The organism is Bradyrhizobium sp. CB82 (assembly GCF_029714405.1).
In the GTDB taxonomy this organism is placed as follows: domain Bacteria; phylum Pseudomonadota; class Alphaproteobacteria; order Rhizobiales; family Xanthobacteraceae; genus Bradyrhizobium.
Genome location: NZ_CP121650.1, coordinates 4,322,506 through 4,346,697, shown reverse-complemented (window position 1 = coordinate 4,346,697; position 24,192 = coordinate 4,322,506). Strand labels below are relative to the sequence as shown.

The following is a 24,192-nucleotide window of genomic DNA, read 5'->3' as shown; positions in this document are numbered from 1 at the left end:
GTCATTCGTGCGCTGCCGGGGCTGCGCCTGTCAATGCAGTGAAAAATGTCAGCGTGTGAAGCTGCCGCTCGGCATCGGCGCCGGGAAAGCTCCCTGCGACTGCTGCTGCGTGGTCTGGGTCGATTGCGCGGGCTGGGTGGTCTGATCCTGATCCGGCTGCGGCGCGGTGGTGCGCTTGCGGACGATCTTCCGCTTCGGCGGCGGCGCCGCAGTGGGCGGCGCCGCTTCGGGCTGGGTCTCGCCATCGACTTCGCCAGCAGGTGCCTCGGCCGGCGCAGCGGTGGCTGCCGCAGGCTGCCTGGTCTTCTTCGACTTTGCGGCCTTGGCGGATTTCGGCGGCTCGGGCTGTGGTGCTGAGGCAGCAGCGGCGTCCGCATTCTGCTGGTCCTGTTGCTGCTGTGCGCCCTTGTAGAGGTCCCTCGGCACGCCCTGCTCCAGGCCCGGCACGCCCTCGGGGAAGACCGGCTTGCGATCACCCGGCAGCTTCTTCTTGGTGTCGAGCCAGTCCATGAGATCGCTCGGATCGAACCCGCCGCTCGAGCAGCCGCCAAGGAGGCCCGAGAAGGCGATCAGAACGGCGGCTGCGATCAAACGTTGCGTACGGCGCATCTCAAGTCTCGTCCAACTGTTCTCGGGCCGTCAGCTCTTGGCGACCGGCGGCAGCAAAGCCTGCAAGGCCTCGGCGCGCGAGCGCAGGCCCGGCGGGGTTTCACCATCCTCGGCAATTGCATCCAGCCATTTGCGCGCGGCGGCCGCGTCGCCATTGCGCCAGGCCGACAGGGCGAGCATTTCACGCGCGCTATGGCGGAAGGTCGAGCCGGCCGCGGCGGATGGCTCCAGCCGCTGCAGGATGTCGGCATAGGACGCCGTGTCGATCAGAAGCCCTGCAGCGCGGAGTTTTGCGAGCGCCTGCTGCTCGGCACCAGCGCTGCTGTCGGCCGCGATATCGTCATACATCTTCACGGCCGCCTTGGGATCGCGTGCAGCGGCCTCGGCCGCGGCGCGCAGGCGCGCCAGCGTGCGATAGCCCCGCGGCGCCCTGGCCGCGAGCTCGGTGAAGGCCGCCTCGGCCTCGGCGTGCTTGTTCTGCTCGGACAGCTCCACGGCCTTTTCGAAGGCGGCGCCGGCCTCGGCGGCCTTCTTGGCCTCCAGATACTGATAGCCGCGCCAGCCGCCGACCGCGGCCACGATCAGCACCATCAGGGCGATGAAGTAGATCGAATACTTGTCCCACAGCTTCTTGAGCTGCTCGCGGCGTACTTCCTCGTCAACTTCATCAAATAATTCAGACACTTATGTTAATCCCATGCCCGGCCGGGAGCGCGCGCCAGATCATTCGCGTCGAAAATCCGTCCCCGCGTCGCGGCTGCGATACGCTATCGATATGGCGGTGGCAAGGCAAAGTGAGCCGGATCAAGGCGTTAACCTTCCACCCCGCCGCGGCGCCGTCGGTTCCGGCCGCCCTCAAGACCCGGCCAGTGTCTCCCGCAACTGCCGCTTGAGCACCTTGCCATTGGCGTTGCGCGGCAGCGGCTCGGCGGTGCGGACAATCGTCTCCGGCACCTTGTAGTCGGACAGCCGCTCGGCGCACCAGGCCTGCAGCGCCTCGACCGCGACCACCTCGCGCGTGACGACGACCGCATGGACGCGCTCGCCGAGCACCGGACACGGTTTTGCGATGATTGCGCTCTCGACCACGGCCGGATGTCCGGCCAGCACGGATTCCACCTCGGCGGAATAGATCTTCAGGCCGCCGCGGTTGATCATGTCCTTCTGGCGGTCGAACACGCGGACGAAGCCGTCGGCATCGACCGAGCCGAGATCGCCGGAGTGCCAGAAGCCGCCGGTAAAGCTCTCGGCGGTCGCCTTCGGATTGTTCCAGTAGCCCTTGATCACGGACGCGCTTGCGATCCAGAGCTCGCCGATCTCGCCACGCGGCAGCTCACGCCCATTCGCGTCAACTGCGACGATCCGCGCACCGGGACAGGGCAAGCCGACGCTGTCGATGTGGCGCGCGGTGAGCTCGCCCGGCATGATCGTCGACGGCGAGGTCGTCTCGGTCGCGCCATAGCAGTTCATCAGCTTGAGGCCGGGAATTTTTTCGTCCAGCTTCTCGATGGTCGCAATCGGCATCGGCGCGCCGCCAAAACCGCCGATGCGCCAGCTCGAAAGATCATAGCTATCGAAGTCCGGCTGGAGCAGACACAGATTATACATCGCTGGCACCATCACCGTGTAGGTGACGCGCTCGCGCGCAGCGAGCTTGAGATAGTCGGACGCCCTGAACTCGGGCATGATAATCAGCGCGCCGGCGCAGCGCACCATCGTCGTGACGTTGGCAACGATGCCGGTGACGTGGCCGAGCGGCACCGCCGCGATCGACCGATCCGCCGCCGTGAGCGTGAGGCAAGTCGCGAAGACCATCGAGGAATGGATGATGTTGCAATGGGCGAGCATCGCGCCCTTCGGCTTGCCCGTGGTACCGGAGGTGTAGAGGATCATCGCGGTATCCTCTTCGCCGACATCGGCCGGCGCATCCGCGGGCGCGTGATCCCTGAGCTCGGAAAAGCGGGATAAACGCGGATCATCGTCGATGGCGATGCGATGCACGACATCGGGGACATCGCGCGGCTCCGGGAGGCGGTCGGCAAGCGCCGCCTCGTGGACCAGGACCTTGGCGCCGCAATCGGCGAGCACGTAAGCGATCTCGGGCTTCTGCTGGCGCGTGCTCAGCAGCACGGTCACGAGGCCTTCGTGCGCAGCGGCAAACAGCATCAACGGAAACTCGATGCGGTTGCCGAGCAGGAGCGCGGCGCGATCGCCGCGCTGCAGGCCGAGCCTGCGAAGCCAGGCGGCGATCCGCACCGACTGCGCGACGGTCTGCCGCCAGGTCAGCCTGGCGTTGCCGCAAATCAGCGCGTCACCGTCGGGATTGCGATCGGCTGCTTCCGCGATCATCGCCCAGAGGCTTGCCGGCCGCTCGCAAAATGCGCTCACCAGGCGATCTCCGAAGCGCGCCTCGAGCCGCATCGGGGGAAGCTGAGGTTGCGACCAGTCCATCGGGATGCTCCCGGCTTGTTGTTCTTGTCACCTTCCCTGCACGGACGGCCCGTCCTGTCTTGCGTTGATCGGCTAGGCCCTAAAGCACGATGCGATTGAGATCAACCGTCATCGCGATCATGCTCTAAAGCATGATCCGGAAAAGTGGGATGCGGTTTTCCCTCGCGACAAACGCGGAACGGTTTGCGCGGAGATCATGCGCAAACAACAACCTAAAGCGCGATGACGATTCATCCTAATCTCATCGCGCTTTCGCCTCACATCACGGGAACGCCGATCACGACGGGATGGAAGGCAAAGGCGAGCGCCAAATAGGCGACGACGCCGATAGCGACGGCGATCAGATCGTTGGTGACGCCGCCAACCGGAATCGGCGGGCCACCGGCATCCTTGCGATGCTTCAGCGAGATCCGGTCATACACCGCCCATCCCAGGAACGAGCCGAACAGGATGATGGAGCCGAGATCGCCATTGGCCAAAAGATGCGCCGCTGCCCACAGCTTGATGCCGGCCAGCATCGGATGCTTCAGCGTCGCATAGATGCGGCCGCGGATGTAGGACGCCACCACCAGAATCACCGCCGGCGGCATCAGCGCGACCGCGATGTGCTTCATCGCCTTCGGTGGATACCAGACGTCGATCCAGCCGGTCGCGCGGTACTGGCCAAAGCCCCAGACGATCAGGGCAAGGCCGGCCAGCGAGACCAGCGCATAGAGGATCTTGTAGGTGCCCTCGCCCAGCCGCGCGATCGCCTGCGCACGCGCCTCGCGTTTCGTCGTGAAGGTGTGGGCCGCGAAAAACAACGCGAGCCCCAGGATCATCACCAAAAAGCCCACGGCATCCTCCCCTGAATTTTCGCCCCCTCTAGCGGGTATCACTTCCAGCCTGCCGCCCGCAATGCGTCATTCCCGGATCACTGCTGCACCCCGGGCTTCTTCAGCTCGCGATTGTCGACATAGCGGATCGCGATCGGCCGTCCGGCCAGCGCCCCGGCAAAGCCGTCGGTCAGCCTCAGCGGCAGGCAGGCATTCAGCGACGCGTTGATGGCATCGAGGTAAGTGGTTCGCGTGTCCGCCGACGCGCCCGCCGTCGCAAAGGTCAGGCGCGGCGGGCCGATCAGGTTGCCCGACCTGTTGAGGCTGAAACGCACCGACATCTGCATGCCCTCCCGCGCACCGTCTGTTGAGGGAGGCGACCAGCACGAGCGCAACTCGGCGAAGAGGTCACCGATCGTGTCGAGATCGTGATCCGGCTTTTGGTACTTCGCACTGTCGGCTTGAGATGGAACAGTCTCGACCGTGACCTGGAGCGTCTCCCCGAACGGAAAGGGTATCTCGGTGATGCAGGGCCCCTGAAATGGCCCGCCGCACGGTTCGTACGAGAACGGGATCGGCTCGAAGTGCCAGCGCCGCGCGTCGGCAGAGACCGGCAGTGCCGCCATCAGGAGCAGAACGAGGATGCAGCGCCACATGACCACGGAACCGGAATGTTACGTCGGCAAACGTGGCATTGGCCGCGCACGGGTCAAGCCCGCATCCGTTCACATGCGCGCGTTTAAATATCGGCGTCGTCGCCCGGCATGACAGCCGAGAACCACGACCGCACCCTACCCCTTCTTCTTGACGTCCTTGACGTTGGCGAACTCGATACCCTCGGCGCGTTCCCGGGTATAGCCGAGATAGAATTCGTTCCGGGCCAAATACACGGGATCGCCATCGACATCGTCAGCGATGCTGGAGGTGTTGGCGGCGATGAAGGTGTCAAGCTTCTTTCGGTCATCCGAGGAAACCCAGCGTGCAAGCTGGAATTCGCTCACCTCGAACTCGACCGGCAACGAATATTCAGCCTCAAGCCGCGCCTTCAACACGTCGAGCTGCAGCGCGCCGACGACGCCGACGAGCGCGGGGGCGCCGTCGCGCGGGCGGAACACCTGCACCACGCCTTCTTCGGACATCTGCTGAAGCGCCTCCTTCAGCTTCTTCGCCTTCATCGCGTCGGTGAGTCGGACGCGGCGGACGATTTCCGGTGCAAAACTCGGCACGCCGACGAAAGTGAAATCCTCGCCTTCCGTCAGCGTGTCACCGATGCGCAAGGTGCCGTGATTGGGAATGCCAACGACGTCGCCGGCGAAGGCTTCGTCAGCGACCGAGCGATCCTGCGCGAAGAAGAATTGCGGGCTCGACAGCGGCATGCTCTTGCCGGTGCGCACCAGCTTGGCCTTCATGCCGCGACTGAGCTTGCCCGAGCACAACCGCGCGAAGGCGATGCGGTCGCGATGGTTGGGATCCATGTTCGCCTGGATCTTGAACACGAAGGCGCTCATGCGCGGATCGGTTGCTTCGACCTTGCGCTGATCGCTTTCCTGCGCGCGCGGCTCTGGTGCGAACTTGCCGAGGCCTTCCAGGAGGTCGCCGACGCCGAAATTGCGCAGCGCGCTGCCGAAATAGACCGGCGTCAGATGGCCCTCGCGAAACGCCTCCAGCTCGAACGGTTTGGACGCTTCGGTGACGAGCTCGAGCTCGTCTTTCACCGCGGACACATCGAGATTGGCATTGAGCTTGGCCAGTTCGGCGATCTCGATCTGCTGGGCGGCGCCGGTCTTGGCGCCGCCGCCTTCGAGCAGGCGCACGCCGCCATTGACGACGTCATAGGTGCCGAGAAAGTCACGGCCACGGCCGACCGGCCACGTCATCGGCGTGGTGTCGAGCGCCAGCGTCTTCTCGATCTCGTCCAGCAGTTCGAAAACGTCTCGGCTCTCACGGTCCATCTTGTTGATGAAGGTGATGATCGGGATGTCGCGCAGGCGACAGACCTCGAACAGCTTTCGCGTCCGCACCTCGATGCCCTTGGCGGCGTCGATCACCATCACGGCGGAGTCGACCGCCGTCAGCGTGCGATAAGTGTCTTCCGAAAAGTCCTCGTGGCCGGGCGTGTCCAGCAGGTTGAATACGAGGCCCTCGAACTCGAAGGTCATCACCGAGGTGACGACGGAGATGCCGCGCTCGCGCTCGATCTTCATCCAGTCCGAGCGTGTGTTGCGCCGCTCGCCTTTGGCCTTGACCTGGCCGGCCAAGTTGATGGCGCCGCCGAACAACAGCAGCTTTTCCGTCAGCGTGGTCTTGCCGGCGTCCGGATGGGAGATGATCGCAAAGGTCCGCCGCCGCGCCACTTCGGCGGCAAGCGGGGAACGGGCCGGCGATTCGGCTGTGATGGCGATGTCGGACATGGCGGGAGCGTTTGGCAGGGAAAACCGTGGGGATCAAGGGACAATGGCGCCCCCGATATGGGGGGTTCCGAGGCGAAACTCCACCCCGTAATGTCTGGGGTCAGCGCACAAGCTGCACTGCCCAATAGCTGAGCGCGGCGACCAGCGCGGAAGCCGGGATCGTGATCACCCAGGCGTAGACGATCGAACTCGCCACGTTCCAGCGCACCGCCGACACGCGGCGAGCGGCGCCGACACCGACGATCGCGCCGGTGATGGTGTGGGTGGTCGAGACGGGAACGCCGAGGAAGGTCGCCATGAACAGGGTCGCGGCACCGCCGGTCTCGGCGCAAAAACCCTGCATCGGCGTCAGCTTGGTGATGCGCAGGCCCATGGTGCGGACGATCCGCCAGCCGCCCATCAGTGTTCCCATCGCCATGGCTGCCTGGCAGGACAAGACCACCCAGAACGGCACGTAAAATTCCCCGCCGAGTTGGCCCTGCGAAAAGAGCAACACGGCGATGATGCCCATGGTCTTCTGGGCGTCATTGCCGCCATGCCCGAGCGAATAGAGCGAGGCGGAGGCGAATTGCAGGATGCGGAAGGCGCGGTCGACGGCGAATGGCGTCGACCGCACGGAGGCCCAGGAGACGACTGCAACCAGCATCATTGCGAGCAGGAAGCCGACCAGTGGCGAGAGCACGATCGCCAGGACGGTCTTCGACAAGCCACTCCAAACCGCCGCCGTGATCCCGGCCTTGGCCATGCCGCCGCCGACGAGACCGCCGATCAGCGCGTGCGACGATGAGGAGGGAATGCCAAGGGCCCAAGTGACGATGTTCCAGACGATGGCGCCGACCAGGGCGGCAAAAATCACCTGGGCGTCGACGATCGTGGGATCGATGATTCCAGTGCCGATGGTCTGCGCGACATGCAGGCCGAACACCATGAAGGCGATGAAATTGAAGAACGCGGCCCAGAACACCGCGAATTGCGGCCGCAGCACGCGGGTCGAGACGATGGTTGCGATCGAATTGGCGGCATCGTGCAGGCCGTTCAGGAAATCGAACAGCAGCGCGACCGCGATCAGTCCGACCAGGACGGGAAGACCCAACACGGCATCCACGACGCGCCCCCTGCTTTAAAGTTTGCGCATGATCTGCGCGCAAACGCGTTCCGCGTTTGTCGGGGAAAACCGCTGCACGCTCTTCCGGATCATGCGCTAGACCTGCTCGATGACGATGCTGTTGATCTCGTTCGCGACGTCGTCGAAGCGGTCCGCGACTTTCTCGAGATGGTCGTAGATCTCGACGCCCACGATGAAATCCATCGCGTTGCCATCGCGGTGCTTCAGGAACAACTCCTTCAGCCCGATGTCATGAAGATCGTCGACACGCCCCTCCAGTTTGGTCAGCTCTTCGGTGATCGCGGTCAGCATGGCGACGTTCTTGCCGATCTGCTGAAGCAGCGGCAGCGCGCGGCCCACAAGGTTGGCGCACTCGATCAGAAGCCCGCCGATCTCGCGCATCGGCGGCTCGAAGGCGCGGACTTCGAATAGCATCACTGCCTTGGCGGTCTGCTGCATCTGATCGATGGCGTCGTCCATCGAGGTGATCAGGTTCTTGATGTCGCCGCGGTCGAACGGGGTGATGAAGGTGCGGCGCACCGCAGTCAGCACCTCGCGCGTGATGTTGTCGGCGTCGTTCTCGAACTGATTGACGCGTTGGCAATAGACCGGCGTCTCCTCGCCGCCGTTCAGCATGCCCTGGAGCGCAATCGAGCCCTGGATCACGGTCTGGGCGTGGCGGTCGAACAGATCGAAGAACCGTTCCTCCTTGGGGAGAAAGGCACGAAACCAACGAATCATGGGATTAACTGCCGGGTTGAGATTGGCCGGTCCGGGAGGACTGTCACCCAACTGTCATAGACCATTTTCAGGCCGCGCGCGTGCCACCTCACGCCGCCCGAAGCAGTTCATCCACCGCTTTCAAGAATCTTGGAAATTACTTATATATCAGAGGCTTACAAAGATCTCCGAAGGTAATGCGCGATTTCGCCGACGACGCCGCGGCGGAAGGTGAGCACGCAGATCACGAAGATCGCGCCCTGAATCACCGTCACCCACTGGCCGTAACTCGCCAGGTACTGCTGCATGGCGATGATCACGAAGGCGCCCACCACGGGCCCGAAAATGGTGCCGAGACCGCCGACCAGCGTCATCAGCACGACCTCACCGGACATCGACCAGTGCACGTCCGTGAGCGAGGCGTTCTGCGCCACGAACACCTTCAGAGAGCCCGCAAAGCCCGCCAGCGTGCCCGAGAGGATGAAGGCCAGCAGCTTGTACTGATCGGTGCGATAGCCGAGCGAGATCGCGCGCTGCTCGTTCTCGCGGATCGATTTCAAGACCTCGCCGAATGGCGAGTTGATGATGCGATAGATCAGGAGGAAGCCGGCGAGGAAACCGACCAGCACGACGTAATAAAGCACCGTCGATTTGGAGAGATCGACGATCCCGAACAGATGGCCCTGCGGAATGCCCTGAATGCCGTCTTCGCCATGCGTGAACGGCGCCTGCAAGTAAATGAAATAAAGGAGTTGCGACAGCGCCAGCGTGATCATCGAGAAGTAGATGCCCTGGCGGCGGATCGAGATGTAGCCGGTCACGATCGAAAGCACGACGGCCGCTGCAACGCCGGCGAGGATACCGAGTTCCGGCGGCAGTGCCCACACCTTCAGCGCATGCGCGCTGCAATAGCCGGCGGTGCCGAGGAACATCGCATGGCCGAACGACAACAGACCGCCATAGCCGATCAGCAGGTTGAAGGCGCAGGCGAGCAGCGCGAAGCACAGCGCCTGCATCACGAAGAACGGATAGATTCCGGTAAATGGCACGGCGGCCAGGGCCAGCGCCATGAACACGAACACGATCATCTCGTCGCGCATCGCGCGCGCGGTCACGGGCAGGGTATCGTCTGTCAAGGCTGTCATATCAGGCCGCCCTTCCCGTCAGACCCGTGGGCTTCACGAGCAGCACCAGCACCATCAGCACGAACACGACGGTGTTGGAGGCCTCGGGGTAAAAATACTTGGTCAGGCCTTCGATCACCCCGAGCGCGAAGCCGGTGATGATCGAACCCATGATCGATCCCATGCCTCCGATCACCACCACCGCGAACACCACGATGATGAGGTCGGCGCCCATCAGCGGCCGCACCTGGTTGATCGGCGCGGAGAGCACGCCGGCGAGTGCTGCAAGGCCGACACCGAGACCGTAGGTCAGCGTGATCATGCGCGGCACGTTGATGCCGAACGCGCGCACCAGCGTCGGGTTTTCGGTCGCGGCGCGCAAGTAGGCGCCGAGCTGGGTCTTCTCGATCAGGAACCAGGTCGCAAGGCACACCACCAGCGAGAAGACGACGACCCAGCCGCGGTAGACGGGCAGGAACATGAAGCCGAGATTCATGCCGCCCTTGAGCTGGTCGGGAATGGCATAGGGCAGACCGGACGAGCCGAAATAATTCTGGAACACGCCCTGGATGATCAGGGCCAAACCGAATGTCAACAACAGGCCATAGAGATGATCGAGCCCAGTCAGCCATTGCAGCATGGTCCGCTCCAGGATCATGCCGAAGATGCCGACCACGATCGGCGCGATGATCAACGCCGGCCAGTAGCCGATGCTGAGGTAATCGTTGTTGAGCAGGAAATACGCGACAAACGCGCCCATCATGTAGAGCGCGCCGTGGGCGAAATTGATGATGTTCAGCATGCCGAAGATCACGGCAAGCCCCAGACTGAGCAGCGCGTAGAACGAGCCGTTGATCAGTCCCACCAGTAGCTGTGCATAGAGAGCCTGCATCGATCCCGCACCCAGTCCCTTCGGCGTTGCTCACGTGGTTCGCCGGCGTTGGCCGGCGAACCGCTATTGCTTCCTACTTCTTCAACAGCGCACACTTGCTTTCGGCCAGCGGCGTGAAGGCCTGATCGCCCGACACCGTTCCGACCAGCTTGTAGAAGTCCCACGGCGCCTTGGATTCGGAGGGCTTCTTCACCTCGAACAGATAGGCGTTGTGGATGGTGCGGCCATTCGGCTGGATCTCGCCCTTGCCGAACAGATCGTCCTCGGTCGGCATCGACTTCATCTTCTCGACGACCTTGACGCCGTCATGCGGATTGCCGCCGAGCGCTTCCAGCGCCTTGAAGTAATGACGCAGGCCCGCATAGACGCCCGCCTGCACCATGGTCGGCGGCGCGCCGTTCTTCATCTTCGCGGCAAAGCGCTTCGAGAATGCGCGGGTCTGGTCGTTCATGTCCCAGTAGAAGGTCTCGGTGAAATTGAGGCCCTGCGCGGTCTCGAGTCCGAGCGCCTTGACGTCGGTGAGGAACAGAAGCAGCGCCGCGAGCTTCTGATTGCCCTTGGCGATTCCGAACTCGGCCGCCTGCTTGATTGCGTTGGTCGTGTCGCCGCCAGCATTGGCAAGGCCGATGACCTTGGCCCTGGAGGCCTGGGCCTGGAGCAGGAAGGAGGAGAAGTCCGGCGTGTTGAGCGGATGCTTGACCCCACCAACCACCTTGCCGCCATTGGCCAGCACCACCGCCGTGGTGTCGCGCTCGAGCGCCCCGCCGAAGGCGTAGTCGGCGGTCAGGAAGAACCAGGTGTCGCCGCCCGCCTTCACCAGCGCTTGGCCAGTGGTGTGGGCGAGCATGTAGGTGTCGTAGGTCCAGTGCACGGTGTTGGGCGAGCACTGCGCGTTGGTGAGATCGGAGGTCGCGGCGCCCGAATTGATGTAGACGCCGTTCTTCTCCTTGATGACGTTGTTGACGGCAAGCGCCACGCCGGAATTCGGCACGTCGACGATGACGTCGACCTTGTCGACGTCGAACCATTGCCGCGCGATCGCGGTGCCGATGTCGGGCTTGTTCTGGTGATCGCCGGATATGATGTCGATCTTCCAGCCTTTCGCGGCGAGGCCGGAATCTTCGACCGCCATCTGCGCCGCCAGCGTGGAGCCGGGGCCACCGAGATCGGCGTAGAGACCGGACTGATCGGACAGCGCGCCGATCTTGACGGTCTTGTCCTGTGCGCAAGCCACGCCCACTGCGGTGAGCGACAGCGCGGTGCCGAGCAGAAATGACGCAATCGACTTGGTCTTCATGCAACTTTCCTTTTTTGAAGTTTCTCGTTGGTCGTTCTAGACGCCGAGATAGGCGTGGAGCTTGTCCATATTGGCGGCAAGCTCCGCATTGGAGAATCCGTCAATGATCTTGCCGTGCTCGACGACATAATAGCGATCGGCGACGGTCGAGGCGAAGCGGAAGTTCTGCTCGACCAGCAGGATGGTAAACCCCTCCTTCTTCAGCCGCGCGATGGTGTGGCCGATCTGCTGGATGATGACCGGTGCAAGACCCTCCGTCGGCTCGTCCAGCATCAGGAAGCTCGCGCCGGTGCGCAGGATGCGCGCAATCGCCAGCATCTGCTGCTCGCCGCCGGAGAGTTTTGTCCCCTGGCTGCTCAGGCGTTCCTTCAGGTTCGGAAACAACTCGAATATCTGGTCGAGCGAGAGGCCCCCCGCCCGCACGATCGGCGGCAGCAGCAGGTTTTCCCGCACGTCCAGGCTTGCGAAGATACCGCGCTCCTCGGGGCAGAAGGCAATCCCCATGCGCGCGATCCTGTCAGAGGTCGCGCGGATGATCTCCTGGTTGTTGAAACGAATCGAGCCGGCACGCCTGCCGATGATGCCCATGATCGACTTCAGCGTGGTCGTCTTGCCGGCGCCGTTGCGTCCGAGCAGGGTGACGACCTCGCCCGCATTCACGTCGAAATTGATCCCATGCAGGATGTGGGACTCGCCGTACCAGGCCTCCAAGTTGCGGACCTGGAGGATGTTGCCGCCCGTCGTTGCAGCCCTGGCCGGTGCCTCGGCGATCGCGGTGTCAGGCATGACCGGCTCCCAGATAGGCTTCCTTGACACGCTCGTCCTTGGCGAGATCGGTGTAATGGCCTTGCGCCAGCACCTGCCCGCGCGTCAGGACGGTGATGATGTCGGAGAGATTGGCGACCACGCTCAAATTATGCTCGACCATCAGGATGGTATAGTTTGCCGAGATGCGCTTGATCAGGGCCGCGATCTTGTCGATGTCCTCGTGGCCCATTCCGGCCATCGGCTCGTCCAGGAGCATCATTTCCGGGTCGAGCGCGAGCGTCGTTGCAATCTCGAGTGCACGTTTGCGCCCATAGGGCATCTCGACCGCTGGCGTATTGGCGAACTCGCTGAGGCCCACATCGTCCAGAAGTTCCAGTGCGCGATTGTTGAAGCGATTGAGCACCGACTTGGAGCGCCAGAAGTCGAACGAGCTGCCGTGCTGACGCTGCAACGCGACCCGCACGTTCTCCAGCGCGGTCAGATGCGGAAACACTGCCGAGATCTGAAATGACCGCACCAATCCCATGCGCGCGACGTCGGCCGGCGCCATGGCCGTGATGTCCTGTCCCTTGTAGAAGATTTTTCCGGTAGACGGTTTGAGAAACTTGGTCAGGAGATTGAAGCACGTCGTCTTCCCGGCCCCGTTCGGACCGATCAACGCGTGAATGCTCCCACGGCGGACCTTGAGGGCGACATCGCGGACGGCGAAGAATCCCGCGAACTCCTTGGTCAGCCCTTCCGTTTCGAGAATGAACTCATCGGCCAAACAGATTTCCCCCTCCCCGCGCGACGCGCTGGCCGCGCGTAGCTTTGCTTATTGCTATCGGCTTTCCGGAAGCCTTGGAGCCTTCCTGGAATGCCGCCTCCGGTGGCGGAATATGCCGGAGGTGACGGGGGTTAGGCAAGGCGGAAAGCTGAGCAGACGGAGCCGCCGACCAGGGGACAGATGCTCCCTTAGTCGAAGGCATTGATGTCGCACTGCCCGATGACCTCGCGCGCAAACCATCGCTCATCAAGCCGTCGTTAACGATCTTTCGTAGGCTCGGCCAGCCCTTCATGGAAGATTTTCCCGCGCGGTGGATCATCCGCGGTGTGTATTTCGCCGGAATATTGTTTTGGATTTCGAAAGCGCCACTCCGTCGGGCGTCAAGTCGATCACGCAACGTGATCTCCTGAACACGTGGCTGCCGCGCCGTCGCTTACGAGCGCCTGCTGCTGCCGTTCGCGATCGACGACAAAATCACCCATGTCATTGCGTCCGTGAAGACGATCAGCGAGGACGGCGGCTTCGAGATCAAGAATCTGAAGCGCGGGAAATGACGCGATGCCGCGCCCGAAAATGCGCGCGGTGATCGACCGCGATCTCGTTCATCGCGCGCCCGGCCGCATTATAGCCACCGAGATGATTAAGTTCGCCGACCCGGCCGCACTCGGCGTGACCGCCGAGATCATCGAGCCTGAACTAGCCTTGGCCAGCCTTCAGCGCTTTCTGGCGCCGACGTCCTTGGCGTAGATTTCCGGCTTGAATCCGACCAGGAGCTTGCTGCCCATCTCGAGCACGGGCCGCTTGATCATCGAGGGTTGCGCCAGCATCAAGGCGAGCGCCTTCTTCTCGTTGAGGCCCTCCCTGTCGGCCTCGGGAAGCTTCTTGAACGTGGTGCCGGCACGGTTGAGCAGCGTCTCCCAGCCGACCTTGTCACTCCACGCCTTGAGCTTTTCCTTCTCGACGCCCGCGGCCTTGTAGTCGTGGAAATCATAGGCCACACCGTTGGCATCGAGCCAGGCGCGCGCCTTCTTCATGGTGTCGCAGTTCTTGATGCCATAGATGATGATGGGCAAGGCCGTTCCTCGTGCATGGGTCGTCGTGACGATGGCCGGCGTTGTACGAAACTACCGCGCGCCCCACAATATTCGCTACCTGAGTTCACCACACGGATTGCACCATGCACGTCAACCACGATTCCACTGCCGCCGCGGCACCGACCATCGACTTCGACACGTTTCTGAAGGTCGACATCCGCGTCGGCACCATCATCGACGCAAAGCCGTTCCCCGAAGCGCGCAAGCCGGCGTGGCGGTTGTGGATCGACTTCGGCCCCGTGATCGGCGTGCGCAAGAGCTCGGCGCAGATCACCGAAAACCATCCGCTGGAAACGCTGGTAGGACAGCAGGTCGCGGCCGTCGTCAATTTCCCCCCGCGCCAGATCGGGCCGGTCGTTTCCGAGGTGTTGACGCTCGGTTTCCCCGACGCCGAGGGCAAGGTCGTGCTAGTGCAGCCGGGCAAACCCGCGCCGAACGGCGGCCGGCTGTTCTAGCACCACCCTTCCGCCTCACGGCCGTTTCGGAATATTCAGTCCGCGCTGCACTGCCGGTCGCGCCAGGCCACGCTCAAGCCAGGCGCCGACCGCCTTGAACTTGTTGAACTCGACCAGATCGCGCGCGCCATAGAATCCGATGAGATTGCGGACCCAGCCGAGCATGGAGATGTCGGCAATGGTGTACTCGTCCTCCATCACCCATTGTCGGCCGGCAAGATGCGTCTCCATGACGCCGAGCAGGCGCTTGGACTCGTCCACGTAGCGCTCGAGCGGCCGCTTGTCCTCGAATTCCTTACCGGCGAACTTGTGGAAGAAGCCGACCTGGCCGAACATCGGCCCGATTCCGCCCATCTGGAAGTGCACCCACTGGATGGTCTGATAGCGGCGTGCCGCGTCGTGCGACAGGAGCTTGCCGGTCTTCTCGGCGAGGTATTGCAGGATCGCGCCGGATTCGAACAGCGGCAGCGGCCTGCCACCGGGGCCGTTGGGATCGAGGATCGCGGGAATCTTGCCGTTCGGATTGAGCGACAGGAATTCCACCGTCTTCTGGTCATCCTTGCCGAAGTCGACGAGATGGACCTCGTAAGGCAGGCCGATCTCCTCCAGCATGATCGAGACCTTGACGCCGTTCGGCGTCGGCAGGGAGTAGAGTTGAAGGAGCTCGGGATTTTTGGCGGGCCAGCGCTTGGTGATGGCGAAAGCTGAGAGATCGGACATCAGGACCTTAGATGCATGTGGTGGGCGCATCTAATCTAGGCGAGGAGCGGAACAACGCAAGATCACAGGCCGTGCCGCCTGCACGTTCCGGTCACGACGACAAGGTTCGGTGGGGGACGGCCCGACGCATTATGGCGGCAATGTCATCATCGCCGCGATCGGCGCCATCGGTTCATGTTGCAACCGATACTCCATGAACCATTGGCCCGTGACCAGCAACATCGCCGTAAAGGCGATCGCCAGCATCGCGGTCGCCAATTGGCTGACATCGTTCATTGCATTCGTCCCCTCAGCAAAACTTGATCTCTCAACGTCGGCTCGTTAGCCGGGTTCCTTGCTCCCGCGAAAACAATGCCACTCTTTCCCACTCGGAACGCCACACGGGCGCTCTTTCAAAACCAGGGCGAGGGACCATTGAGCCACGCCCGCGTTGTCAGGAGATGAACATCGAGAAGCGCGCCTTGCTCGATCACGCCGAGCGTTGTCGCCGGGTCGCGGAAGACCTTGCCCATAACGAAGCCTCGCGACGGCTGCGGACGATGGCCGACGAGTATGAAGCCAGAGCGGCGAGGTTAGAACATCAGGAAGATCAACTTCGCCAGCATCTCAAGCAGCGCCGTGCGCAACGAGGCCGCACCGCACAGGCGGAAGCGATCGGGGCAGCTGATCGCTCTCAATAGTTGATCTCCATCCGCAACCCGCGCGGATCAGGATCTTCGCCATCGAGGCATCTGATGCTGTCGCGCGCAGCGATCGCGCAGGCACAGGCGTCGATCAGGTCGTCGCGACCGATGCCGGTGCCGTGGCGCTGCGTGAGCCATTTCCGGAGCTTGACAAAGCCGCACCTCTCCAGCAGCCGGATGCGCTGTTCGCGCCCGGTCGCCGACGCCTTTCGGTCCAGCTTTCGGCTGCCGGCGAGATTCCAGAAGATCAATTCCGGATGCGCTTCGCCGATCGTCTTCTGGCGATCCGGTGTCATGACAACGTCGAGCTCTCTGATCTTGTCCCTGATGTTCCAGAGCTGGCACGACACGCCTTTGTCGCCCTGCTGCCAGTAGTGCCGGTTCGCGGCGGCCATGTCCGCAAACGTCCAGAGATCGCGACGCGCGCCGAGGAAGACGGTAGCGCCGACCAGCTCGCGGGCACGAAGATCGCAGACCCGATAGCCCGTCATCTTCAATCCGATGGGCATGTCGACCATCGCGCGCTTATGCGGCATCGCGAGCAAGCGCGCGAGGCCCGGTGCATAGTCAAACCCATGATCGCCGCGCCAATCGATCCAGGCCGCAACCCAGCCAGACCGAAAGCCGTCGAGGCCGAGATAGCTTGGCATCCCCTATTCCGTCTGCTGCATGGCCTCCCGCGCCCGGGTCACTCGGTCTTACGGTCTTGCTCCGGGCCTTCACCCACGCGAGACAGCCCGGCGGCTCCCGATCAACTTCAGCCAAGGCGCCAAATGGAAGGCGCTCATCAGTAGGTACATTGTGACCATTCCGCCGAACGGCGACGCCCCCGCGGTCGAACACAACGCATCCGGAGATCCGCCGCCAAGAATGGCCGTCAGCAGCGCCATGATCGCGAACGTCGGCGCGGCTGCGAGGCGCAGCCGGTTGGCCGCGCCGATCGCCGCGGTCTGGCTCACGACTTTGCGCTCGCCTGCTGTTTCCGGAACGCCGCTTCTCCGGCGTCCGACACCTCGACCCATCTCTTGTCGGGCGCCGCACCTGCCTCGTAGTTGTCATGCCAGTTCCACCACTTGTAGGTCGGCGTCTGGGGATAGCCCTCGGGCGAGTCTTCCCACACCTCCTGCCGGCCGAGCGGTGTGATGTCGAGGTAGTTCCAGGTACCCCCCATCTGCTCGTCGCCACGGTTGTTGATGAAATAGGTACGGTAGAGTTTGCTGCCGTCGCGGAAGAACACGTTGGTGCCGTGCCATTCCCCCACGCCGAAGTCGGCGTCGAAGCTATCCGTGATCGTGTACCAGGGCATCTCCCATCCCATCCGTGCCTTGAGGCGTGCGATGTCCGCCTGCGGCGCACGCGAGACAAGCACGAGCGTGGTATCACGCGCGTTCAGATGAGCGAGATGGGCAACCTGGTCGGCCACCATGGAGCAGCCGCGGCAGGCGTGGTCGGGCCAGCCAAACACGCCCGGCTCGAAAAACGCGCGGTAAACGATGAGCTGACGGCGGCCCGCGAACAAGTCGAACAAGCTCGCTTTGCCCTCGGGCCCATCGAACGCGTAACTCTTCTCCACCGCGAGCCATGGCATCCGTCGCCGCTCAGCGGCCAGTGCGTCACGGGCTCGGGTTGACGCCTTCTCCTTGACGAGCAACTGCTGACGCGCAGCTTCCCACTCCTGCGCCGAAACGACATGAATCTGCATGGCTAACCTCCTGTTGGTTGTGGGTGCGTTACGTCAGGCCGGCAGCCGCCGGTCGTAGTCCTGCTGAAGCCGAGCCCAGCCATCCCAGAACGGCGCCGGCTCCTCGCCAGAGATGCGCGCGACCAGAATGTCGAGATGCATGTGCCAGCCGGCGCCGACCTTGAGCATGGTCGAGCGGTCGGGCAGACGACGATGGATCACGGTGAGCACCACGCCCTTTCCCTTCGGCTCCAGTTCGAAGGTCACGTCGCCGCTGTTGCTCCAGGCAATCGATAGCTTTCGTGGCGGATCGCACTCGGTGATCCGGCTCTGCATCCGATGCTCTTCGGGAAAGCCGGCCGGGCGCCTGCTCGGGGGATCGTTGAGTTCATCGTTGCGCCAGACGAACTCGAAGGGTGCACCGACGCTGGTCTCCATCACGCCCGCCGCCAGCCATTTGCGGCGAAGGTCGCTGTCGGTGAGGTACGCCCAGACACGCTCGATCGGTCCGGGCAGCAGGCGCTGAAGCTTCAGCGTCGTCGGTTCGATCAGTTCACCATAGGCATCGGGCTTGGTCTTTGCATCCATCGTTCTTCTCCTCACTTCTTTTTTGCCTTTGCCTCGTCTTCGGCGCGCAGCAAGGCCTCCAACGAGTCGAGCCTGTCATTCCAGAAGCGTTCGTAGCGTCGCAGCCATGCATCGGCTTCCGCGAGCCGTGCGGCTTGCAGCCGACACAGATGGGTACGGCCGCGGATCGTGCGTGTGACGAGGCCGGCATTCTCCAGCACACGAACGTGCTTCGAGGCGCCCGCGAAACTCATGCTGAACGGTGTCGCAAGCTCCCCGATCGTCAGCTCCCGTTCCGCCAGATGGCCAAGCATTGCCCGCCGCGTTGGATCCGCGAGGGCGTGGAAAACGGCGTCGAGATGCGCGAATTGTTCAACCATGTGGTTAAACATAGAACCCTGGGATCAATTGTCAACCGATCGGTTTAATTTATTTTTGGCGGAGTTCCGGCGGCTCCGAACAACTCGAGCTAGCCTGCGGGAGCCAGATACGGCACGCGCGGAATGAAGTAGGAGCAAGATCATGCGACGACCCGATCCCTACCAGGAACGTGCCCGCGAACTTTGCCTCGCCGCCGGCGTCGACCCGGATTCGCGCGTCGGCGAGGGACGCGGCCAGCCTGCCTGGTGTCTCTATCGAGATGCGGCGCGGAAAGAACAACTGGCCCGCGCGACCAGTGAGCTCGCACGCGAGATCGCGAATCTCCGCCCGCAAGATGAGTGCTTCAAGAATGCGCCGCTGAAGATCATCGGCGACCACGATGCGGCGATCGTCGCGCAGATGCGCAACTGCATGGCGGTCGGCAACGTCGTGTCCGGCGCAATCTGCGCGGACGGCCATCTCGGCTACGCCCAGCCGGTCGGCGGGGTCATCGCCTATGAGAAACAGATCAGCATCTCCGGCGTCGGCTTCGACATCGGCTGCGGCAACATGGCCGTGCGTCTCGATACGCGCTTCGACGACATCTCGGCGATCGTACCCACGATCATCCGCGATCTCACGAGAACGATCTCCTTCGGGGTCGGCCGGGCCAACGCCGAGCGCGCCGAGCACGAGCTGTTCGACGACGGCGATGCGTGGCGCGAGAGCGACATGGAAGCTTATCGGCAGAAGGCGGTCGCCCAACTCGGAACCGTCGGATCCGGCAACCACTATGTCGATCTGATGCGCGACGAGGACGGTTTTGTCTGGATCGGCGTCCATTTCGGCAGCCGCGGTCTCGGACATACCTCGGCGACGCGTTACCTGAAGGCCGCCGGCGGCAAGGACGGGATGAACGTCCCGCCCGCCGTCGTCGACGAGGACTCCGAACTCTGCCGCCGCTACATTGCGGCGATGCAGCTCGCCGGGCGTTACGCCAATGCGGGCCGCGAGTGGGTCGTGGAGCGCATCCGCCAGATCATCGGCGGCAGCGTCACCGAGCGCATCCACAACCACCACAACTATGCCTGGCGCGAGACGCATGGCGGCCGGGATTTGTGGGTGGTGCGCAAGGGCGCGACGCCGGCTTTCCCCGGCCAGAAGGGATTCGTCGGCGGCTCCATGGGCGACGACGCCGTGATCCTCGAAGGCGTCGACAGTCCCGAGGCGAAGGCTTCGCTCTATTCGACCGTGCACGGCGCCGGCCGCCTGTTCGGACGCAAGGAGGCGAAGCGGCGCTTCACTCGCGTCGAGATGGACCGCTGGCTGAACGAGCGCGGCGTCATCCTGATCGGTGCCGACCTCGACGAAAGCCCGATGGCCTATCGGCGCCTGCCCGAGGTGCTCGCGCAGCATGCCGGCACCGTCAAGGTGCTGCACACGCTGCGGCCCTTCGCCGTCGCCATGGCCGGCGAAGGCGAGTTCGATCCTTGGAAGGACTGATGTCAACGGCAAGTGGGAGGCATTGCCTCCCACTTCGTTATTCGCTTCCAGCGATCTTCGCGGAGCGCGTCAGCCTGTCCCCAACGCTGCGTAGGCGAGCCGCTTGAATTCGAAGAAGAACGGATTCCAGAACCCCATCGCCCGCTGCGCCATCAGCACACCGGCCGTGTTGGCGGCGGGGCATATCCACCAATGCGTGCCGGCGACGCCGCCCCATTGGAATTCGCCGGTCGAGTTTGGGGGGTCAAAAGACGTCGGCGCAAAGGTAACGGCGCCGCCGAGCCCAAATCCCTTGCCAGGAATGGCCCCGAGGGTTGCAAAACGGATGGTCTGGCCGCTGCCAAGCTGGTTCGTCATCATCTGCCGCAGCGTCTCGGGCTTCAAGAGCTCGCCCGATCCCGGCAACAGCGCCCGCACCAAGGCGAGCATGTCCGTCAGGGTCGAGACCAGGCCGCCGCCGCCCGACAGCCGCGGGAATGGCCGCCGATAGGCTTGCGGATAGGGCTGATCGTCGATCCGCCACAGGCCCGGCTTCATTGGATCGAGCACGTCGGCGCCACGATAGTAAGCGACCAGCCTGCCCTGCTCGGCTGCCGGTACGGAAAAGCCGGTGTCGACCATGCCGAGCGGATCGAAGATGCGCGTCTTGATGAAAACATCGAGCGCCTTGCCGGACGCGACCTCCACGACGCGGCCGAGCACGTCGGTCGCAACCGAATATTCCCAGCTCGTGCCGGGGTGATAGGACAGCGGCAGATCGGCGAGCTTGTCGATCATATCGGCGAGCGTCGTGAGCGGATTGAGCACCTTCGCTTCATTGTAAGCCTTGAACAGCACGGTACCGGGATCGAAGATGCCGTAGCTGAGACCGGAGGTGTGCGTGAGCAATTGACGGATCGTGATCGGGCCCTGCGCCGGCTCGACATCGGCAAGGCTCGTCGCGCCCTGCTTCAGCACCTTGCGATTGCTCAGCTGCGGCAGGAATTTCTCGATTGCGTCGTCAAGACCGATGCGACCATCCTCGACCAAAAGCATGATCGCGCAGGTGACGACGATCTTGGTGTTGGAAAACGCGCGGAAGATGTGGTCGGGCCTGAGCGCGACATTCGTCTCACGATCGGCCAACCCTACGCATTGCTGGTCGACGACCTCCCGCCCGCGCAGCACCGCCCAGGACACTCCGGCGACGATCTCCTGGTCGACGTAACGCTGCATCGCAGTCCGTGCGGCGGAAAAATCACGCGTCCTGGCGTCCATAAGCTCGTGCCTCCCTGAATTGGTCGACACCGATATAACGACAAATCGGCCGCGGGGAAGTCCCGCCCGCGCGAGGTCACGGCCGCGCCGACCGCGGCGCCTTTTTTGTTTCGCGGCGTGTTCACCCACGATCGAGCAATACAACGAAGAGCGCTGCAAACGTCCCGGCAAGGAGCTGATCGCGCTGCTGCAGAATGCCACCAGCCAGTCGACCTCCTACAGCTCCTGTGGCGGCGCCTCGTCCTCGTCCGGGTCGAGCTCGCTGCTCGTCGACTACAAGACCTGAGCGCAAGGCAAGGAGGCAAGGGCCCGGTCGCAGGCGCCACCGGCCTCATCACTCCTTCTGGAGCACGGTGACATGCAGGCGGCGGCGGATGCTCATCCCCTGTCGCTGGTAGAGTGCGATCGCAGACGCGTTGTTCGAAAACACGTGCAGGAAGGGAGTTTCGCCGCGCGCAACAATGTGGCGCCCTATCGCTCCAAGCAGCGCCTGGGCATAGCCGTGTCCGCGGTGATCGGGATGCACGCAGATCGCCGTCATCTCCGTGAAATTGCCGGGCTTCATCCGTTCGCCGGCCATCGCGACCAGCTCGCCACCGACGCGAATGCCGAGAAAGGTTCCGAGCTCGTGGGTCCGTTTGCTGAACGGACCCGGCTTGGTCAACGCCGTCAACGCCACCATCGCCGGAACGTCATCGACGCCGAGCGTCACGATCTCGGCATCATGGAGCGGGCTCACGGTGGGTGTGCCGATCATCTGCTCGCCCGTCTCGGCGAGCAGCGCCTTGAATCCCGCCGGCGCGGCCACCGCGTCATGCGTGAACAGCACGACATATTCGGACGGCGACATCAACTCGCCGAGCTCCGCATAGCTTGCTGGCGACAGATCGACCATGTCGGCGAAGGGCCCGATCGCCGAGGGATAACGCAGCGCCCGCGCACCGCCTTGTGCCAGATCTCGCTGTCGTATCGTCAGTGCGCTCCAGATCGGCCGGTCCAGCAGCGCCAAATCGGAATCGGACACGGGCTCTATTCCTTATCGAGACTTAGATCACGGCCGCATTGGCGACTGCCCTGCTCGGCCGGAATTTCCAGGCCACCTTTGACTGCATTGACGGTCACGGTGCCGTAAGGGAGCACCCGCCGGACCCCTCGTGAAAACTACGGCTTACCGCCGTGCTTGTCGCGGGCCCTGAGCTCATCGACCAGCACTCGCACGTTCTCCGAATAGTCGATCGGGATCGAGATCAGGTGCACGCCGCCCTCCCTGAAGGCCGCATCGAGCGTCGGCACGAAACCGTCGATCGTCTCGATACGATGGCCCTTGGCGCCATAGGATTTCGCGTACAGGGCGAAGTCGGGATTGCCGAACGTCAGGCCAAAATCGGCAAAGTGATCGACCGCCTGCTTCCACCGGATCATGCCGTAGGCGTTGTCCTGAAGGATCAGCACGACGAGGTTGAGCTTGAGCCGGACGGCGGTCTCCATCTCCTGGCTGTTCATCATGAAGCCGCCGTCGCCGGCGACTGCCAGCACGCGGCGCTCGGGATACAGCATCGCGGCCATCATCGCCGACGGCAGGCCGGCGCCCATCGTCGCCAGCGCATTGTCGAGCAGCAGCGTGTTGGCGACCCTGGTGCGGTAGTTGCGTGCGAACCAGATCTTGTACATGCCGTTGTCGAGCGCGACGATGCCGTTCTCCGGCATCACCTGCCGGATGTCGTGCACGATTCTCTGCGGCGTCGGCGGCCAGCGCGATTCAGTCGCGCGATCGGCGATATGCTCAAGAATCTGCTCGCGCAAGGGCAGCAGCGCGCCGGCATCCGGCAGCCGGCCTTCCAGGCGGTCGGCCAGCAATTCGAGACTCGGCCCGACGTCGCCGACGACCTCCGCATCGGGGAAATAGACCTGCTCGACGCTCGCCGGCGTGTAGCTGACGTGGATCACCTTCGGTCCCGACGGCCCCATGATGAAGGGCGGCTTCTCGATCGCGTCGTGGCCGATTGCGATGATCAGGTCAGCGGCGTCGATGGCTTCGTGGACATAGTCACGCTCGGACAATGCTGCCGTGCCCATATAGAGATTGGTGCCGCCGGGAACGGTGCCCTTGCCCATCTGCGTGGTGAAGAACGGAACCTGCGTCCTGCGCACGAAGTTCGCAATGCCGTGGGTCGACCGCGGCCGGCTGGTCGCCGCGCCCATCATGACAAGCGGGTGTTTCGCCGCCAGGATCATCTCTGCGGCGCGGTCGAGCGCGGCGCGATGGGCGACGGGAATCTCGATCGGATGCACCGGGACCACCGGCACGGACGCGACCTCCTCGCCCGCGACGTCCTCGGGCAATTCGAGATGCACCGGCCCCGGACGCTCCTCCATCGCGACGCGGAAGGCATCGCGGACCACGGTTGGAATGCTGGACGCACTGACGATCTGCCGCGCCAGTTTCGTGAGCGGCTTCATGCTCGCAACGACATCGACGATCTGAAAGCGCGCCTGCCGGCTGCTCATGATCGCCTTCTGGCCGGTGATCATGATCATCGGCATCGCGCCGAGATGCGCATAGGCGGCGCCCGTCGACAGGTTGAGCGCGCCCGGCCCGAGCGTGGAGAGACAGACGCCGGGCTTGCCCGTCAGCCGGCCATGGGTTGCGGCCATGAAGGCAGCGGCCTGTTCGTGGCGCGTCAGGATCAACTCGATCTTGGAGTTGCGCAGGGACTCGACCAGGTCGAGATTTTCCTCGCCGGGGACGCCGAAGATGCGGTCAACGCCTTCATTCTCAAGCGCCGTGACAAACAGATCCGATCCCTTCACCGCCCGTGCCTGGCCGCTCATGTCGCCTCCCCTCAACGTGGTCTCCGGCATTCCGCCGGAAAACTTGAACGGCATGGTAGCCGCCCGTGATGACAACTCAACT

The 24,192-nt window shown here is 63.4% G+C and carries 28 protein-coding genes; 4 read left to right on the top strand and 24 right to left on the bottom strand.

Annotated features, from left to right (window positions below; translation table 11 throughout):
• Positions 1-48: 48 nt before the first annotated feature.
• From QA640_RS20935 to QA640_RS20875, 13 genes are all read right to left on the bottom strand, one after another.
• Positions 49-609: a hypothetical protein gene (locus QA640_RS20935; RefSeq protein WP_283042479.1), complete on the bottom strand. Its 561-nt coding sequence runs from the start codon at positions 607-609 to the stop codon at positions 49-51.
• A 30-nt stretch (positions 610-639) separates the two neighbouring features.
• The gene (locus QA640_RS20930) at positions 640-1,293 is read right to left on the bottom strand and encodes a tetratricopeptide repeat protein (RefSeq protein ID WP_283042478.1); all 654 of its coding nucleotides are present in this window, start codon (positions 1,291-1,293) and stop codon (positions 640-642) included.
• A 171-nt stretch (positions 1,294-1,464) separates the two neighbouring features.
• Positions 1,465-3,060 carry a class I adenylate-forming enzyme family protein gene (locus tag QA640_RS20925; RefSeq protein ID WP_283042477.1) on the bottom strand — a complete coding sequence of 532 codons (1,596 nt, stop codon included), beginning with the start codon at positions 3,058-3,060 and terminating at the stop codon, positions 1,465-1,467.
• Positions 3,061-3,317: 257 nt separating this feature from the next.
• Positions 3,318-3,896 carry an NnrU family protein gene (locus tag QA640_RS20920; protein WP_283042476.1) on the bottom strand — a complete coding sequence of 193 codons (579 nt, stop codon included), beginning with the start codon at positions 3,894-3,896 and terminating at the stop codon, positions 3,318-3,320.
• Positions 3,897-3,973: 77 nt separating this feature from the next.
• On the bottom strand, positions 3,974-4,531 hold the full coding sequence (locus tag QA640_RS20915; protein WP_283042475.1) for a hypothetical protein: 558 nt from the start codon (positions 4,529-4,531) through the stop codon (positions 3,974-3,976).
• A 135-nt stretch (positions 4,532-4,666) separates the two neighbouring features.
• A complete protein-coding gene (locus QA640_RS20910; protein WP_283042474.1) occupies positions 4,667-6,286 on the bottom strand; it encodes a peptide chain release factor 3 in 1,620 nt (539 codons plus the stop codon).
• A 100-nt stretch (positions 6,287-6,386) separates the two neighbouring features.
• Complete coding sequence (locus QA640_RS20905) at positions 6,387-7,391, bottom strand: inorganic phosphate transporter (protein WP_283042473.1); 1,005 nt, start codon at positions 7,389-7,391, stop codon at positions 6,387-6,389.
• 96 nt (positions 7,392-7,487) lie between these two features.
• On the bottom strand, positions 7,488-8,132 hold the full coding sequence (locus QA640_RS20900) for a DUF47 domain-containing protein (protein WP_283042472.1): 645 nt from the start codon (positions 8,130-8,132) through the stop codon (positions 7,488-7,490).
• A 155-nt stretch (positions 8,133-8,287) separates the two neighbouring features.
• Positions 8,288-9,256, bottom strand: coding sequence for a branched-chain amino acid ABC transporter permease (locus tag QA640_RS20895; RefSeq protein ID WP_283042471.1), 969 nt, complete (start codon positions 9,254-9,256; stop codon positions 8,288-8,290).
• 1 nt (position 9,257) lies between these two features.
• Positions 9,258-10,127: a branched-chain amino acid ABC transporter permease gene (locus QA640_RS20890; protein WP_283042470.1), complete on the bottom strand. Its 870-nt coding sequence runs from the start codon at positions 10,125-10,127 to the stop codon at positions 9,258-9,260.
• A gap of 73 nt (positions 10,128-10,200) precedes the next feature.
• Positions 10,201-11,424, bottom strand: coding sequence for an ABC transporter substrate-binding protein (locus QA640_RS20885; RefSeq protein ID WP_283042469.1), 1,224 nt, complete (start codon positions 11,422-11,424; stop codon positions 10,201-10,203).
• A gap of 36 nt (positions 11,425-11,460) precedes the next feature.
• Positions 11,461-12,210 (bottom strand): ABC transporter ATP-binding protein, encoded by a 750-nt coding sequence (locus tag QA640_RS20880; RefSeq protein WP_283042468.1) that lies wholly within the window; start codon positions 12,208-12,210, stop codon positions 11,461-11,463.
• Positions 12,203-12,958, bottom strand: a complete 756-nt coding sequence (locus QA640_RS20875) for an ABC transporter ATP-binding protein (protein WP_283042467.1) — start codon at positions 12,956-12,958, stop codon at positions 12,203-12,205. The genes QA640_RS20880 and QA640_RS20875 overlap by 8 nt, the downstream gene beginning before the upstream one ends.
• A gap of 558 nt (positions 12,959-13,516) precedes the next feature.
• Here QA640_RS20875 and QA640_RS20870 point away from each other — a divergent pair.
• Positions 13,517-13,705 (top strand): hypothetical protein, encoded by a 189-nt coding sequence (locus tag QA640_RS20870; RefSeq protein ID WP_283042466.1) that lies wholly within the window; start codon positions 13,517-13,519, stop codon positions 13,703-13,705.
• On the opposite strand, the gene QA640_RS20865 is transcribed toward QA640_RS20870, so the two are convergent.
• Positions 13,672-14,031 (bottom strand): ArsC family reductase, encoded by a 360-nt coding sequence (locus tag QA640_RS20865; RefSeq protein ID WP_283042465.1) that lies wholly within the window; start codon positions 14,029-14,031, stop codon positions 13,672-13,674. The two genes, QA640_RS20870 and QA640_RS20865, sit on opposite strands and share 34 nt — an antisense overlap.
• A 104-nt stretch (positions 14,032-14,135) precedes the next feature.
• On the opposite strand from QA640_RS20865, the gene QA640_RS20860 reads away from it, so the two are divergent.
• The gene (locus tag QA640_RS20860; RefSeq protein ID WP_283042464.1) at positions 14,136-14,507 is read left to right on the top strand and encodes a tRNA-binding protein; all 372 of its coding nucleotides are present in this window, start codon (positions 14,136-14,138) and stop codon (positions 14,505-14,507) included.
• Positions 14,508-14,522: 15 nt separating this feature from the next.
• On the opposite strand, the gene QA640_RS20855 is transcribed toward QA640_RS20860, so the two are convergent.
• Together QA640_RS20855 and QA640_RS20850 are read right to left on the bottom strand one after the other, a co-directional pair.
• Complete coding sequence (locus tag QA640_RS20855) at positions 14,523-15,227, bottom strand: glutathione S-transferase N-terminal domain-containing protein (protein ID WP_283042463.1); 705 nt, start codon at positions 15,225-15,227, stop codon at positions 14,523-14,525.
• 129 nt (positions 15,228-15,356) lie between these two features.
• Complete coding sequence (locus tag QA640_RS20850; RefSeq protein WP_283042462.1) at positions 15,357-15,503, bottom strand: hypothetical protein; 147 nt, start codon at positions 15,501-15,503, stop codon at positions 15,357-15,359.
• A 164-nt stretch (positions 15,504-15,667) separates the two neighbouring features.
• Here QA640_RS20850 and QA640_RS20845 point away from each other — a divergent pair, with 164 nt between their 5' ends.
• Positions 15,668-15,907 carry a hypothetical protein gene (locus QA640_RS20845; RefSeq protein WP_283042461.1) on the top strand — a complete coding sequence of 80 codons (240 nt, stop codon included), beginning with the start codon at positions 15,668-15,670 and terminating at the stop codon, positions 15,905-15,907.
• On the opposite strand, the gene QA640_RS20840 is transcribed toward QA640_RS20845, so the two are convergent.
• From QA640_RS20840 to QA640_RS20820, 5 genes are all read right to left on the bottom strand, one after another.
• On the bottom strand, positions 15,901-16,560 hold the full coding sequence (locus QA640_RS20840) for a DUF429 domain-containing protein (RefSeq protein ID WP_283042460.1): 660 nt from the start codon (positions 16,558-16,560) through the stop codon (positions 15,901-15,903). The genes QA640_RS20845 and QA640_RS20840 overlap by 7 nt on opposite strands.
• A gap of 69 nt (positions 16,561-16,629) precedes the next feature.
• Positions 16,630-16,932 carry a hypothetical protein gene (locus tag QA640_RS20835; RefSeq protein WP_349253740.1) on the bottom strand — a complete coding sequence of 101 codons (303 nt, stop codon included), beginning with the start codon at positions 16,930-16,932 and terminating at the stop codon, positions 16,630-16,632.
• Positions 16,866-17,612: a thioredoxin family protein gene (locus QA640_RS20830; protein ID WP_283042458.1), complete on the bottom strand. Its 747-nt coding sequence runs from the start codon at positions 17,610-17,612 to the stop codon at positions 16,866-16,868. Before QA640_RS20830 ends, QA640_RS20835 begins: the two co-directional genes overlap by 67 nt.
• 33 nt (positions 17,613-17,645) lie before the next feature.
• Positions 17,646-18,179, bottom strand: coding sequence for an SRPBCC family protein (locus tag QA640_RS20825; protein ID WP_283042457.1), 534 nt, complete (start codon positions 18,177-18,179; stop codon positions 17,646-17,648).
• A gap of 11 nt (positions 18,180-18,190) precedes the next feature.
• Positions 18,191-18,538: a metalloregulator ArsR/SmtB family transcription factor gene (locus QA640_RS20820; protein ID WP_198031735.1), complete on the bottom strand. Its 348-nt coding sequence runs from the start codon at positions 18,536-18,538 to the stop codon at positions 18,191-18,193.
• A gap of 142 nt (positions 18,539-18,680) precedes the next feature.
• Here QA640_RS20820 and QA640_RS20815 point away from each other — a divergent pair, with 142 nt between their 5' ends.
• On the top strand, positions 18,681-20,021 hold the full coding sequence (locus tag QA640_RS20815; RefSeq protein ID WP_283042456.1) for an RtcB family protein: 1,341 nt from the start codon (positions 18,681-18,683) through the stop codon (positions 20,019-20,021).
• Positions 20,022-20,090: 69 nt separating this feature from the next.
• On the opposite strand, the gene QA640_RS20810 is transcribed toward QA640_RS20815, so the two are convergent.
• The 3 genes from QA640_RS20810 to QA640_RS20800 form a co-directional block, all read right to left on the bottom strand.
• Complete coding sequence (locus tag QA640_RS20810) at positions 20,091-21,278, bottom strand: serine hydrolase domain-containing protein (RefSeq protein ID WP_283042455.1); 1,188 nt, start codon at positions 21,276-21,278, stop codon at positions 20,091-20,093.
• Between the two features lie 334 nt (positions 21,279-21,612).
• The gene (locus QA640_RS20805; RefSeq protein ID WP_283042454.1) at positions 21,613-22,302 is read right to left on the bottom strand and encodes a GNAT family N-acetyltransferase; all 690 of its coding nucleotides are present in this window, start codon (positions 22,300-22,302) and stop codon (positions 21,613-21,615) included.
• A gap of 137 nt (positions 22,303-22,439) precedes the next feature.
• Entirely contained in the window at positions 22,440-24,110 is a 1,671-nt protein-coding gene (locus QA640_RS20800; RefSeq protein WP_283042845.1) for an acetolactate synthase large subunit, read from the bottom strand.
• Positions 24,111-24,192 lie beyond the last annotated feature (82 nt).

Bases quoted from the DNA above. Each gene is read 5' to 3' on its own strand.
- QA640_RS20935 (WP_283042479.1), bottom strand. From the start codon at position 609: ATGCGCCGTACGCAACGTTTGATCGCAGCCGCCGTTCTGATCGCCTTC.
- QA640_RS20925 (WP_283042477.1), bottom strand. From the start codon at position 3,060: ATGGACTGGTCGCAACCTCAGCTTCCCCCGATGCGGCTCGAGGCGCGC.
- QA640_RS20915 (WP_283042475.1), bottom strand. From the start codon at position 4,531: ATGTGGCGCTGCATCCTCGTTCTGCTCCTGATGGCGGCACTGCCGGTC.
- QA640_RS20910 (WP_283042474.1), bottom strand. From the start codon at position 6,286: ATGTCCGACATCGCCATCACAGCCGAATCGCCGGCCCGTTCCCCGCTT.
- QA640_RS20900 (WP_283042472.1), bottom strand. From the start codon at position 8,132: ATGATTCGTTGGTTTCGTGCCTTTCTCCCCAAGGAGGAACGGTTCTTC.
- QA640_RS20895 (WP_283042471.1), bottom strand. From the start codon at position 9,256: ATGACAGCCTTGACAGACGATACCCTGCCCGTGACCGCGCGCGCGATG.
- QA640_RS20890 (WP_283042470.1), bottom strand. From the start codon at position 10,127: ATGCAGGCTCTCTATGCACAGCTACTGGTGGGACTGATCAACGGCTCG.
- QA640_RS20885 (WP_283042469.1), bottom strand. From the start codon at position 11,424: ATGAAGACCAAGTCGATTGCGTCATTTCTGCTCGGCACCGCGCTGTCG.
- QA640_RS20880 (WP_283042468.1), bottom strand. From the start codon at position 12,210: ATGCCTGACACCGCGATCGCCGAGGCACCGGCCAGGGCTGCAACGACG.
- QA640_RS20870 (WP_283042466.1), top strand. From the start codon at position 13,517: ATGCCGCGCCCGAAAATGCGCGCGGTGATCGACCGCGATCTCGTTCAT.
- QA640_RS20860 (WP_283042464.1), top strand. From the start codon at position 14,136: ATGCACGTCAACCACGATTCCACTGCCGCCGCGGCACCGACCATCGAC.
- QA640_RS20855 (WP_283042463.1), bottom strand. From the start codon at position 15,227: ATGTCCGATCTCTCAGCTTTCGCCATCACCAAGCGCTGGCCCGCCAAA.
- QA640_RS20850 (WP_283042462.1), bottom strand. From the start codon at position 15,503: ATGAACGATGTCAGCCAATTGGCGACCGCGATGCTGGCGATCGCCTTT.
- QA640_RS20845 (WP_283042461.1), top strand. From the start codon at position 15,668: ATGAACATCGAGAAGCGCGCCTTGCTCGATCACGCCGAGCGTTGTCGC.
- QA640_RS20840 (WP_283042460.1), bottom strand. From the start codon at position 16,560: ATGCCAAGCTATCTCGGCCTCGACGGCTTTCGGTCTGGCTGGGTTGCG.
- QA640_RS20835 (WP_349253740.1), bottom strand. From the start codon at position 16,932: ATGGGTCGAGGTGTCGGACGCCGGAGAAGCGGCGTTCCGGAAACAGCA.
- QA640_RS20830 (WP_283042458.1), bottom strand. From the start codon at position 17,612: ATGCAGATTCATGTCGTTTCGGCGCAGGAGTGGGAAGCTGCGCGTCAG.
- QA640_RS20825 (WP_283042457.1), bottom strand. From the start codon at position 18,179: ATGGATGCAAAGACCAAGCCCGATGCCTATGGTGAACTGATCGAACCG.
- QA640_RS20820 (WP_198031735.1), bottom strand. From the start codon at position 18,538: ATGGTTGAACAATTCGCGCATCTCGACGCCGTTTTCCACGCCCTCGCG.
- QA640_RS20815 (WP_283042456.1), top strand. From the start codon at position 18,681: ATGCGACGACCCGATCCCTACCAGGAACGTGCCCGCGAACTTTGCCTC.
- QA640_RS20810 (WP_283042455.1), bottom strand. From the start codon at position 21,278: ATGGACGCCAGGACGCGTGATTTTTCCGCCGCACGGACTGCGATGCAG.
- QA640_RS20800 (WP_283042845.1), bottom strand. From the start codon at position 24,110: ATGAGCGGCCAGGCACGGGCGGTGAAGGGATCGGATCTGTTTGTCACG.